The 12210-nt window shown below is 50.9% G+C and carries 12 protein-coding genes; 5 read left to right on the forward strand and 7 right to left on the reverse strand.

What is annotated here, in order from left to right; genetic code table 11:
• Nucleotides 1-9: 9 nt before the first annotated feature.
• On the reverse strand, nt 10-495 hold the full coding sequence (gene ispF / locus Pla110_RS06115; protein WP_144994255.1) for a 2-C-methyl-D-erythritol 2,4-cyclodiphosphate synthase: 486 nt from the start codon (nt 493-495) through the stop codon (nt 10-12).
• A 600-nt stretch (nt 496-1095) separates the two neighbouring features.
• Here ispF and Pla110_RS06120 point away from each other — a divergent pair.
• Nucleotides 1096-1896: a hypothetical protein gene (locus tag Pla110_RS06120; RefSeq protein WP_144994257.1), complete on the forward strand. Its 801-nt coding sequence runs from the start codon at nt 1096-1098 to the stop codon at nt 1894-1896.
• A 27-nt stretch (nt 1897-1923) separates the two neighbouring features.
• Here Pla110_RS06120 and Pla110_RS06125 read toward each other — a convergent pair whose 3' ends face one another.
• On the reverse strand, nt 1924-2250 hold the full coding sequence (locus Pla110_RS06125; protein ID WP_144994259.1) for a type II toxin-antitoxin system RelE/ParE family toxin: 327 nt from the start codon (nt 2248-2250) through the stop codon (nt 1924-1926).
• 4 nt (nt 2251-2254) lie between these two features.
• The gene (locus Pla110_RS06130) at nt 2255-2557 is read right to left on the reverse strand and encodes a type II toxin-antitoxin system Phd/YefM family antitoxin (protein ID WP_144994261.1); all 303 of its coding nucleotides are present in this window, start codon (nt 2555-2557) and stop codon (nt 2255-2257) included.
• 210 nt (nt 2558-2767) lie between these two features.
• Between Pla110_RS06130 and mscL the strand changes: the two genes are divergently transcribed.
• A complete protein-coding gene (gene mscL, locus Pla110_RS06135; protein WP_390620492.1) occupies nt 2768-3175 on the forward strand; it encodes a large-conductance mechanosensitive channel protein MscL in 408 nt (135 codons plus the stop codon).
• A 389-nt stretch (nt 3176-3564) separates the two neighbouring features.
• Here the strand turns inward: mscL and fbaA are convergent, their stop codons facing one another.
• From fbaA to Pla110_RS06150, 3 genes are all read right to left on the reverse strand, one after another.
• Nucleotides 3565-4614 (reverse strand): class II fructose-bisphosphate aldolase, encoded by a 1050-nt coding sequence (gene fbaA, locus Pla110_RS06140; RefSeq protein WP_261342445.1) that lies wholly within the window; start codon nt 4612-4614, stop codon nt 3565-3567.
• Between the two features lie 120 nt (nt 4615-4734).
• The gene (locus tag Pla110_RS06145; protein ID WP_144994266.1) at nt 4735-4962 is read right to left on the reverse strand and encodes a hypothetical protein; all 228 of its coding nucleotides are present in this window, start codon (nt 4960-4962) and stop codon (nt 4735-4737) included.
• Nucleotides 4963-5135: 173 nt separating this feature from the next.
• Nucleotides 5136-8051 (reverse strand): hypothetical protein, encoded by a 2916-nt coding sequence (locus Pla110_RS06150; RefSeq protein WP_144994268.1) that lies wholly within the window; start codon nt 8049-8051, stop codon nt 5136-5138.
• 491 nt (nt 8052-8542) lie between these two features.
• On the opposite strand from Pla110_RS06150, the gene Pla110_RS06155 reads away from it, so the two are divergent.
• Nucleotides 8543-8824: a transcriptional regulator gene (locus Pla110_RS06155; protein ID WP_144994270.1), complete on the forward strand. Its 282-nt coding sequence runs from the start codon at nt 8543-8545 to the stop codon at nt 8822-8824.
• Nucleotides 8825-8871: 47 nt separating this feature from the next.
• On the opposite strand, the gene Pla110_RS06160 is transcribed toward Pla110_RS06155, so the two are convergent.
• A complete protein-coding gene (locus tag Pla110_RS06160; protein ID WP_144994272.1) occupies nt 8872-9801 on the reverse strand; it encodes a bile acid:sodium symporter family protein in 930 nt (309 codons plus the stop codon).
• A 224-nt stretch (nt 9802-10025) separates the two neighbouring features.
• On the opposite strand from Pla110_RS06160, the gene Pla110_RS06165 reads away from it, so the two are divergent.
• Together Pla110_RS06165 and ruvA are read left to right on the forward strand one after the other, a co-directional pair.
• The gene (locus Pla110_RS06165; protein WP_144994274.1) at nt 10026-11501 is read left to right on the forward strand and encodes a UbiD family decarboxylase; all 1476 of its coding nucleotides are present in this window, start codon (nt 10026-10028) and stop codon (nt 11499-11501) included.
• Nucleotides 11502-11587: 86 nt separating this feature from the next.
• Nucleotides 11588-12205 carry a Holliday junction branch migration protein RuvA gene (gene ruvA, locus Pla110_RS06170; protein ID WP_144994276.1) on the forward strand — a complete coding sequence of 206 codons (618 nt, stop codon included), beginning with the start codon at nt 11588-11590 and terminating at the stop codon, nt 12203-12205.
• Nucleotides 12206-12210 lie beyond the last annotated feature (5 nt).

Raw genomic sequence — 12210 nt, forward strand, 5'->3', positions numbered from 1 at the left:
CACTCCTATTCAGGAATCGGCTTGCTGCACCAGCACGACGACGGTCGCCTCCATTGCCTGTCGCTCGCCTACGGGGCCGACTTTCTCACCCGTTTTGGCTTTCACATTAATCTGTGACTCTTCCACACGTAGTAACCGGGCCAGGTTCGCCCGGATTTCCGCTTTATAAGGAAGAAGTTTGGGAGCCTGTGCGTGGATGATGCAATCCAGATTGACGACTTGCCAACCTTGATTCGCTAGCTCACTGACGGCGGCCTCGACAAATTTTGAGGAATCCGCCCCTTTCCATTCGGGATCGGTATCGGGAAACCATTCTCCAATATCACCCAAACCGACAGCGCCCAGCAGGGCATCGGTGATCGCGTGCAATACGATATCGGCGTCGCTGTGACCAACGAGACCGTGGGTGTGCTCAATCGGAATGCCTCCCAGAATCAGGGGTAATCCCGTATCCAGCCGATGCACATCGGTTCCTAAACCGACCCGAAAAGACACAGCATGCTCCAAATCCGTTGTAAGTGATTCTAAAACAGGGGGTTACAGCGTCACTCCCAATGGACGAGCTCCCTGATTTGTCAGGCAGAATCATAGCTATCGAAACCAAATCAGGCAATCAGAGTCTGTAAAGCATCTTGGTGAGACTAGGAAGGCAGGGGTGATGCGGTCGATCTGGCCTCGGGGCTTTCCCTTTCACGGAGAGATTCCTGTCCAAAGTGGTCTTAGTAAAACCCCTGATTGACACAAAATTTGAATTTGCATAGACTTCCCGCCTCTCGCTCAGATTCTCTCCTCAATTACGCCTCTCTTTTTTCAACGAAGAAGAGAAAACAACCAGCGCTACGGCTACAGGAAGTAGCCCGTATAACGTGGTTGAATTGAGAATGCTTTTCTGAAGAGACCTGGTAGAAATTGATTCCTGATCGAAATATTTGAATGTCGTCGCTTCCTGCATTGGGAAGTGGGGCTCATTATTTGGTCAACAGATTCAATCGGCAGAAAAGGAGTTCTGTTTTGCCTCTCGGATTTCGCTGCAATTTGACATTCTTACTGTGCATGGTCATGTTGACTGTGCTCACAGGGTGTCCGATGTTGCAGATGAATCAATCGAAGACGGCAGCCGACTTCTTTAAGTCTGCGGAGAATGACCGCAATATTCCCGAGACAAATTTCACCACCATCGACCTCGAAGTCGTCACGGTTCACCGGCCAGTGGGCGACCCTTTGCTGGGCGACCAGTTATGGAACGAAGTCGACGAGATGAGCGCACTCCTGGATGTGGAGATGCGAAAGAGCCTCGAGAAAAACGGAATTCGTGTTGGCGTCATTGGTAGCACTTATCCGGCCGCTCTCGAAGAAATGCTCGGTTTGACCACGCGCGAAAAAGAAGCCTTCGGGGAAGAGGAATACGGTTTCAGCAAAAGACCGTTAACTGTCCGCTCCGGTGGCGAAGCGGAAATCGTCTGTAGTTTGGCGAAACGAATCGAAGGGATTCGTATTCCGATGCTTGATGGCGATGAAGTCCGCGATTTTCCCGAGAATTCACATTGCAAGTTACGTGTCATTCCGAAACGTAGCCAGGATGGCTGGATCAAGTTGCAGGTTCTTCCGGAAATTCATCACGGAGAACGGGCCATGCGACCCACGGGAAGTACCACGGGGTGGGATCAGAAATTCTCCCAGAAGGTCCTTCCGATTTTCAGCCAACGCTTTGAAGTCGAACTGAACGTAGGCGAGATGGTCATCATTACCAGCGATGGCGACAATCCGCATTCGCTGGGACAACACTACTTCCGTAGCGAGCAGGAAACGGGCGACATGCAACGGATCATCCTGATCCGCCTGGCAAGCATGAATAAATCGGGCGCCATCCTTAAAACCACACATATGGTGGAGTAAGCGGTTGGAGACTGAACGGCAAAATTATCAGGGTTTCAACTCATCCCCCTGAACCTCTTGTCGAGCGGTATGTCGAATGTGCAATATTTCGACTTGCATCTTTTTAATCGTGAAAAAGATGCGATATTTGTATGCTTTACCACCAACGAGAAGCTCTCGAATGATCGGTTCCTTTTGGTCGCTGATTTCGTAGACAGGACATCGATCTGGGTGATGTTCCAAAGTGTCGATCTGGGCCAGTAATTGGCCATACCATACTCTTCCAGCTCGAATCGCTTTGTTTGATTTGAACCAGGCGAAGACCTCTTCGACATCATGCTCTGCACGTGCCGATAGGCGGACTTGATATCCCACGAACTTATTCCTGTTCCATACCGTATTTCTGAGCTAACTTGTTTAGTGCGAGTCGGGCTGGCTTCGAGCGACCGGAACGGGAATCGGCGAGTCCTTCTTTGATTGCAGCGATCGTTTCGCTTCTCTCGTTCCTTTCTGCGGTCTCCACCAGTTTCTGATAGGCAGCGGCATCCTGAACGACGACTTTAGCCTTTCCATTCACTGTCAAAACAAGCGGTTCGCCAGACTCAAGTAGCTTGTCCAAGTATTGAGATGACTGACGTTTGAAATTCGTCAGCGAATCGATTCCATCACTTAAATCAAACATGGTTCCTCCTAGCATCAAATTGAATGTTTATTCAATGTTACGTGATGATAAGGGAGCTAGAAAGTGCAGATTTGAGGATTTCGATAATTTCTTTGGGCGATCAATTCGATGAAAGATGTAATAGCAGTCACAGATATCTAATGTTATAAAGTGGCTCTTCTTACTATCTTAAGCACATCTATTCTAACTCAAAGGACCCCCTCTATGGGCATGATCAAAGAATTCAAAGAGTTCGCGATGAAGGGAAATGTCATGGACATGGCCGTCGGTATCATCATTGGTGCCGGTTTCGGAAAAATCGTCTCTTCGTTAGTGAATGATATCATTATGCCTCCCATTGGATTGTTAATGGGAAATGTCGACTTCTCCGAATTAAGTTACGAAATCGCGGCGGAAGGAGCGGACGGGGAACCAGTAGTAATCAAATACGGGCAGTTCGTGAACACCGTTCTCGACTTTGTCATCATTGCCTTTGTGATCTTCCTGTTCATTAAGCAGATGAACCGCCTCAAAAGCAAAGAACCCGATCCCACCCCCACCGAGAAAAAATGCCCTAAGTGCTTACTGCTTGTCCCCATTGAAGCGTCCCGCTGCGGCCACTGTACTTCGGAGATTTAGTCAATAATCATTCGAAAAGGAGAATCGTGAGTTACATGCTGAATCCTGCTTCGCCTGTTTATCAGTCTTCCGATCAACAATCGAAAAAGGAACAGTTTATGATTCTTGCATGTGGAATGGGTTCTCCATGGATATTAGTCTTTTATTACGGCCGAATGTTGGCACCCGTGCTGGGGGCTTGTCTCATGATTTCCCCTTTCGTTCTTCTCCTGTGGAATGCCTGTAAGCAAAACTGAAGCACAAAGAATTTTACCGACGCAAAAAAACGCCTCCGCGAAATCTCACGGAGGCGTTTTTTATATTTATCAAGGCACGCTCGTTGGCGGTCCAAAACCACGTATTGAGCGTTTGTCAGGCTACCAGTTGCGGCCCCATCGTGGCGAATGCCACTAGACTTTGCCGCAGATGGTTTTGCCGGTGGACTCGAGGTCGTCACAGGCCTGGGCCAGTCGAGCGGCAACACCTGCTTCGCCTTTTTTGATGTAGGCGCGAGGGTCGTAGGCTTTTTTGTTGCCGATCTCGCCATCGATTTTCAGAACACCATCATAGTTTTTCATGATGTGATCGACGACAGGGCGGGTGAAAGCGTACTGGGTGTCGGTGTCGATGTTCATCTTCACGACGCCGTAATCGAGCGTTTCGCGAAGTTGTTCCATCGGAGTTCCTGAACCACCGTGGAAGACGAGGTCGAACTCGGCTTCTTTGCCGTATTTCGCCATGACCGCTTCCTGGCCTTCTTTCAGAATTTCTGGTCGCAGTTTTACGTGACCCGGTTTGTAGCTACCGTGAACGTTGCCGAAGGTCGCGGCGAACATGTAACGACCGATGCCTTTCAGCTCTTCGCAGACGGTGACCATGTCTTCGGGAGTCGTATATAGTTTTTCGGCGGGAGTGTCATGGTTATCGACGCCATCTTCTTCGCCACCGACGACACCCGCTTCGATCTCAAGAATGATTTCCTGAGCGGCACATTCCTTGAGCAGGTCTTTGGAGAGTGCCAGGTTCTCGTCCAGTGGCAGCTCGGAAGCATCCAGCATGTGTGACTGGAAGAGGTTTTCCTGTCCGTTTTTGCGACGACGAGCAGTCTCGGCGATCAGGGGACGCAGGAATGAATCGACTTTGCCGGGTTGGCAGTGGTCGGTGTGCAGGGCGATGAGAACGTCATATTTTTCGGCCAGACGATGGCAGGCTTCGGCCAGGACGATGGCTCCCAGAACCATGTCGTTTTGGGCGAGTCCGGAAGCAAACTGACCACCACCGGTGGAAACCTGAATAATACCGTCCGACTTCTGATCAGCGAACGCTTTTAGAGCACCGTTGATGGTGGAGAGCGACGTGATGTTGATCGCAGGGTAGGCGTAAGAGCCTTTTTGGGCGGCGTCGAGCATCGCTTCGTATTGTTTCGGAGTTGCAATAGGCATATCGGCCTCTTTTCGAATGGAGTTACAGTTAACTGGAAGATAATGAATATTAGACGACAGACCTGAACCCGTTCGCTGTCGGTCAGCGGTAACCGGTTTGCAGGATTTTTTACAGGTTGCTAAATCGATTTCGTGGTTTCAATCGATCAATGTCGATTTACCAGTGCCCAACCGTTGGACTGCCATCGACACGTCTGCATCGGTTCCGATGATCTCGTTTCGTTGCTTTCGTTCCGCATTTTGCTGGAACAGGGATTCCTGTGCGGAATCTGATTTCAGTCCAGCAAACGTGTGCTCAATAGTCTCTCTAAGCGACCGAAGAGACGGTGGCAGGGGCCCTATTTCAGGTGCGAAAAGCGGCAGCATGAATCGAGAATTCTGTGCGGTCCGTAGATCGACAGTGGCTCGAAAAACAACCGGATATCAGACGGCGGGAGGTGGTCTCCCGGGCAGGCGCAGACACTATAGCACGTCTTTATCCAGTTTTCTACTCTGGACGGTCGGCCTATCGGAATGCAGTATCCAGTGAAAAACGACCGTTATTCGACCTCATCTTCCCGTTTTCGGAAGGGATTCAACTTCTTAGGAAGTTCATTCAAGTAACGGAAGGGGCGGGCGAGTGGGTTTTGACCGGGAATCTCTGTGCTCTCGTCCACCTGTTCCAGCCCAAGAGTCGGTTTCTGAGGGTTGATGGGGATCACTTGTAGATCATCGACATGTACTTCGCCCATGCCAGTCAGCTCCATCGAAATCTGGAAATCAGTATCGCTGTCGGCGACCCGCAAAAATGAGAATCGTGTCCAATCCTGTTCGTCAAACCAGCGAAGGGTTCGTACCTGACCGCCCAGATTGTCGTAAATCATAAAACCGTCGTCAGACCGTTGAATTGGTCGGGCGATTCGCAGATAGCCGCTGATATAGAGCAGTTGACCTTCTTGAACCGGAATTCGTGGCGAGTTAAACCGAATTGGTGCCTGGTCGAGGTAGGCCGGAAGTACATCGTCCTTGTTGACGACGGCGGGAACCGCGGCGAGACGCAAAGCGTATTTACCTTCATTCGCCTTATCCGTCAGTAAGGCACCGCTACGAATTCCGTGTACATTTTCCTGGAAATTTTCCCAACCTGCCTGGGTTAACTCGGTGGTTTGTTCTGTTTCAAAATTTCCGAGAGGCAGCAGATTTTCGTTTGTATCGAAATTGCTGCGACCGAGATGTTCAATCATTTCCCAATGGGAAGGCAAAGAACTGAAGGCAATCGTGTATGGACTGGAGACGGGGGTCGTCAATCTTGGGAAGACGGTCTCATGCCAAACCTGGAATTGCACCGACCTAATCATTCGGAGAGCAGCCTCGCTTTGCTGTCGGGAATCATGAAACTGCAGCCGCTGCAGAGATTGTTCTGACTGCACCAATAAACTGCCGGCTTGGGAAAGCATGGACGGGGCTCGGCTCATTGAAGGGACACGCTGTTCATCAGAGACCCCTTGTTGTTGCAACTCTTCGATTGTCGCTCGCACACGAGCTAACTTGGCACTGGCCAAGTCGTAGTATGTCTGTGCCGATTTCTGAGCAACCTCCGCAATTTTATCTTCGAGTTTACTGATCTGCGCCCGATTGCTGGTCAGTACAATCATGGCAGTTTGATCGATCCGGTCCAACGTGACGCGGGCGCCTCCCGCAACAAACTGGCGGTCGAGGGACTTAAGCCCGGTGGGAGTGATTTCCCAGGCTGAAGCAGTTTCGGGAACACTCGGAATAATGACTGAGACATTTTTCGCTGTCAGAGATCCGGGGACATATTGGCTGTACTGGTTGTAACAGACGGCCAGCATCAGCGAACCGTATTCTTCGCTTTTGATCACCCGGCCTTCGATGATCGTCTCGTTAGGTTGTTTATTCTTGCGGATTTCTTCCGCCGTCACTACACGGCTAGGGCCACTGAATCGTGAACGAGAGGATTCTACCTGACTTGATTCCAGCTCGAACGGGATGACGCGCGGCTGTATGTCGCCGCGAGCAATCCAGGGTTCAATCAGAGAGAGTTCCAGGTTGAGGTCCGTAATTGCTAACCGACGCTCGTAAGCGCCTGGAAAGTCCGAGGCAAGCGGAGTGGTTGTCCAGTATCCAAGGGCATCACAACCTGCCTGCAAAGCACAAAAGGCCTGCAGCCGAATTTGCTCCGGCTCCACGACCAGCGAGTATTTTTTCGCGCGAGAGGAATACAGGAATCGAGATGCAGGCTCTGTTTGAATCCACGTTGAACTGAAAGTTCCCGGGCGGGAAAGTTTCTGTTTTTGAATCAGGAATTCTCGCCATCGGTCAAGGGGCATGGATGTATGGAGCGTGTGTCGACTGCTACTGATCATGTCGAAGTGGCGAGAAATCTTTCGTTCGTCACCAAGGACATCCACGAACAAAGGCCGTGACGCTTTTTGATCGGCGCGGTGGATTTGCTGTTTCCAATCGATCAACATCGGGTACTCAGCCGCCGGAACACGGGCTCCCAGTGTCCAAAACAGAATACGCATCGTTTCCTTATCAAAAGGAGCAGGGCTCGCCTGAAAGCCCTGGCTTTGGGTCGAATCTGGCGGAGGGACATAAGGAGGAGTGGCCGTCGCCCACAGATTCTCTCGTCGCAATTCCTGAAGGTATTGATAATTCCGGTAGTCCTGCACCCATACTGTGTTTACCCCCGTCAGGCCAATCGACGCCGCAGACTCATTGTGCGAGGGGATCATAATCGGAAAAAAGGGTTGTCCCTGAACGCTTAAGCGGTCGAGACGAAATTCAAACGGAAGGTTCCATGTCTCCGGTTCCGCAGTCACGGTCGTGGCCGCTGTTTGTTGAATCATTCCTGGCTCACCGCTGACAGCTGCGGTCACAACCGGGTCCATATGCAATTCGTCGAAAAAGAACTCGGAAGGACCATTCGGAATGCTGCAGCTTAATGTGAGCTGGTCGACGTACATCCCGCGGATGTCGATCTGCGGATAGTTAATTTCACTTCGCAGCTGTTGCAGGCGGGTATTCATCCGCTTTTGGTCGGTTTGACAGGTCAGCATTTCCCATTCGTTAGCCCGCTTTCTGTAAGCATCACCGGCGAGATAGAACTGGAGAGGCTTGGTTTTATCACGAGGATCTGGCTGATTTGGCAAAGTGATTCTTAGCCAGGCGCCCGCCGTTTGTCGGTTACTGCGAAACCAGACGGAGACTTTTAAATCAGGGATAACTCGAGCAGGAGGCAGGTCGAGATAAAAATCAACCCGCTCAGGGAACTGCGTGCGGTTCATCACTTCAAACCGCTCGGACGCTTTTCCTTTGGTCAGAATGTAGTTCGAATGAGAATGCTCGAGGATATCAACCTGGGTTTTTTTGTTCGTGCGGGCCTGCCATCGTTTCTCTGGCCCGTCGAAACCATCGCGCACTTCTTCTCCGTGAACAGCACAGGTGAACATGAAGAACACCGGTCCTGCTAACATCATCAGCAACAACAGGGATCGTGTGCGGGGGGGGAACAAGTTGACGGGCGACCCTTCCGTGGGTTTTAGTCGGTCTCATCTTGCGGAATGTCTAAATCCCGCAAAGTCTTCCTGGAGACCGCATTGTATCTGGAACTCCTGTTCCGAACCTCTTGGTGGGCACTTACAAAAATTTATACAAACGGCCCGATTTTGGTTCAGGTTCGAGGGGCGTTTTATGTTGTCCGGAAACAACATGGGTCCCCAAGGAGCAGAACGCGATTTCGACCCTTAGAATACAGAAGATCTGCGATTTAGCCAAGAGTTTATGTTGCCAAACAGCAACAACGGCCCGTTTTGTAAAGAAATAATTTTCGGAGTGTAAACTACTGTAATTAAAGAGGTTATGGTAATCCCTTGCGATTCGTCTGGTTTCGGTACACAATCTGTACTTATTCGCGGTATAGAACGAGGAGAAAACCGAGACCATGAACAAAAACGAACGATTTTTCGATCAATCCGACAACGAAGTTCCTCAGGAGCTGGTCAAGCTCGGCCGCGTGATTGCCAACCTGCCGGAAGAAATTCAACAAGAGCTGGAAGCTTCCTTTTGTGAGGTGGTGGATGTCGTCAAACGTAGACGGCGAATTCTGAACCTGGTTCAGGAAGCTCTCTCTCAGCTGCGACTCGACATTAAATACCTGATGTTCGACCTCGAATCGACTCGTAAAGAACGAGACGAAGCGATCCAGAAACTGAACGAAGCCTGATGTACAGTCCGCTCGGTGAAGTGGCTTACTTCCTTCACCAGAGCGATTTAGTCAGATTCGCTTGTAGAATTGCCGCTCCGATTCTGCGACCAGAAGTGAGCGAGGACCGTTCCCGTGAGCATGCAGCCAAACGTGTAGGCGGCGGGAGCGATGGCCGCTTCGGACAGGTCCGGAAAATGTTTCGTTGCCAGTACGGCCCCTAGGCCGGCATTCTGCATACCGACTTCCAAAGTGAGTGCCCGCCGTTTGTCCTCGGGAAATCGAAATGCTTTCCCTGCGCCATATCCTGCCAGGTAACCGCAGAGATTCAAGGCGATCAGAAATGCGAGCAGGATTCCTGGAATCGCCTGAAGTTGATCTCGCTGGAGCGCCACGACGGTGGCCACAATCCACAGGATGGCCAGATTGGCAAGCGGCACTCCCAGTTTATTCATCACCCCCCGGATGGAAACAAAACTGCGGCTCAGCGCATGTCCGAGGAGCACTGGACCAACGACCGTCAAAATAAGGTCTCTGAATAACATCCAGGGATCGAACGCGATCAGTTTTCCCAACACGAAATACAACATCCAGGGAACCACTAGCGGACAGAGCAGGGTGGCCGAAGTCGTTAAACTGATCGAAAAGCTGACATTCCCTCCCGCTTTATGAGTGAGAATGTTCGAAGCCATCGCCCCCGGAACGCAGCCCGCCATCAGAATACCCACCTTAATACCGGGAGAAAACGGGTATACGGAAACTATCAGCCAGGCAAGGAGCGGCATGACCAGATATTGCACCATTGTCCCCGTCAGCACCGTCGGCCAATGTTTCAGGACCAGCCTGAATTCGTTCCGCGGTAACAGCGACCCAATCGCAAACATGGCCACGGCTATCACGCTGGAGAGCCCTGGACTGGATAGCACAAAAGGGGTCGGCCAGAAAAACGCGAGCAGGCTCGACAAGGTTAGCCAGATCAGCAGGTAACGTTGAATCATTAAAAGAGCACTTCAGGAAACGGGTGTCGCGGCTTAGTTGGTCAGTGAAAGTCCGACAGAGAAGATCAGGAGGTGATAATCTGACAGTAATAAGATGACAGTCTTAATCTGACGCAGTGTTAATGTGGCAGAGAGGAAAAGTGAAGAGGTGGCTGATATAATCCGATTCCTCGCTCCGGTAATTCTGTCCGGAGGAATCTCATTTTTGACGCTATGGAATTCGGATGTTTGCCAATCTGACCACCTTTCTCCGCGATCTGGAAGAACGAGATGACTTACACCGTATCTCGACCGCTGTCGATCCGCAATTCGAACTGGGGGAAATCATCCGTCAGTTCTGGAGCAGGCAACCCGATCAGGCTGGTCCGGCGATCTTGTTTGAAAAAGTTTCCGGTTTTACATTTCCAATCGTCGCCAACTTGCTTGGTACGGAATCCCGCCTTTGTCGCGCATTAAGAGTGGAATCACTCGATGAACTAGGATCGAAGGCACTACATCTTTTCCAACCCAATCTGCCAGTGAGCATGTTAGGGTCCCTCAAATTGATGCCCCAGTTGGGCAAGCTGACCCATCTCAGCCCGAAGACTGTTAGCCAGGGTTCCTGTCAACAAGTCGTTAACATGGGACGCGAGTTGAATTTACTATCGCTTCCCGCGCCTCAGTTTTATCCACATGAAGCGGGACCGCTCATTAACGCGGGTCAACTTTATACACAAACTCCCGATGGTCGGACGCAGCACATCGGTTCCTATCCGGTGTTGATCATCGATGAACGTCGCCTCGCGGTTTTATGGCGACCGACCGACCAGTTGGAAACGTTGCACAAACAGTATCAGGCGGCGGGACAGCCCTTACCTTTTGCGATCACGGTGGGGGGGGATCCCGTGTCGGCGATGATGGCTCATTTCCCGATTCTCTTCGGGCTCGATCCGCTGGCCTGGGGTGGTTTTCTCAAAAAGAAATCGTACGAGATCGTTCCATGCCACAGCAATAAATTGAAAGTGTCTGCCGAGAGTGAATTCGTCATCGAAGGGTTTATTCCCGCCGATCCTCAGGCTATCGATCAGGAAGGCATTGGTCTTAGTTTCGGAGAAAATGGATACTCCGGAATTGTGCCAGTTGCTGAAGCGACGGCCATCACGCATGCCAGCAAACCGACATGGCACACCACAGTCTGGGGAGAGAATTGTCCGGAAGAATTCTGGATGAGGAAGGCAACTGAGCGGACGATGCTGCCGTTGATTCGTTTGTTCCATCCCGAGTTGACCGATTTAAATTTGGTCCGGTCTGGCTATGGACGGTTCATTCTTTTCTTCAGTTTCCGCAAATCGTACGCCTACCAGGCCCGGAATCTGATGAGTTTCCTCTGGAGTCTGCCTCCGTTTCAAGACTGTCGATACCTCATCGCGGTTGATGAAAATATCGACGTCCAACAGGAAAATCAGGTCTGGCATCAATTCAGCCTGGAATGTCATCCCGGTCGCGATAGCCTGTTTCAGGATGGACCGACCGAACAATTGCACGGGAATCAAATACACGGAAATCACTCCGTAGTAAATCCACCCGGTAACCGCATCGGTTTTGATGCGACTCGGAAACGGAATGATGAAGCGGGACCGCTGCGGTCCGACGTGACATTAAGTCTGGACCCCCATTTACGATCCTCCGTGAAACAGCGTCTGGATGAACTGGGCTTGTAATCCCTGTCGCCAGCCGATAGGAATCAGCTCACCCAAAAAGAAACTCTGCCATAAGCAAAGCTACCATCAGGAAAAGGAAGCCGAAATTGATTACCCGCATTCAGGGAGAGCTTGTTCATCTGTCCGATACCGTCGCAACGTTACGGATCGGAGCGTTTGACTATGAAGTCTTAATTCCCGAGTTCGTTCGCCGACATTTACAATCCAAAGTCGGAACAGAGATCAACTTGCGAACAATCGAATACCTGGAAGGGAATCCACAGCAGGGCAGATTGGTTCCACGGATGATTGGTTTCATGTCAGATGCGGAGAAAGAATTCTTCGAGATGATCTGCTCTGTCGATGGTGTCGGCGTGCGTAAAGCATTGCGAGCAATGGTGCGGCCCGTTCGGGAAGTGGCGACGGCGATTGAAGAGCAGGATGTCAAACAGTTGACAACATTACCGGGAGTCGGACCGGCAGTCGCTGAACGTATTGTTGCCAAGCTGCGGCGAAAAATGACCAAGTTCGCACTGATGGTTTCCCGAGAATGGCCAGAAGAAGCGGGCGGAGACGACATTCTCGGCGAGGCAGTCGAAGCGCTGATCAGCTTAGGGCATACTTCCAACGACGCACGCAACAAAGTCGAAGCAATTATGGAATCGGGCAAGAAATTCAAATCGGTCGAAGCGCTACTTACTGAAATTTACAAACAGCAACGATAACGGAA

Source organism: Polystyrenella longa (assembly GCF_007750395.1).
GTDB lineage: Bacteria > Planctomycetota > Planctomycetia > Planctomycetales > Planctomycetaceae > Polystyrenella > Polystyrenella longa.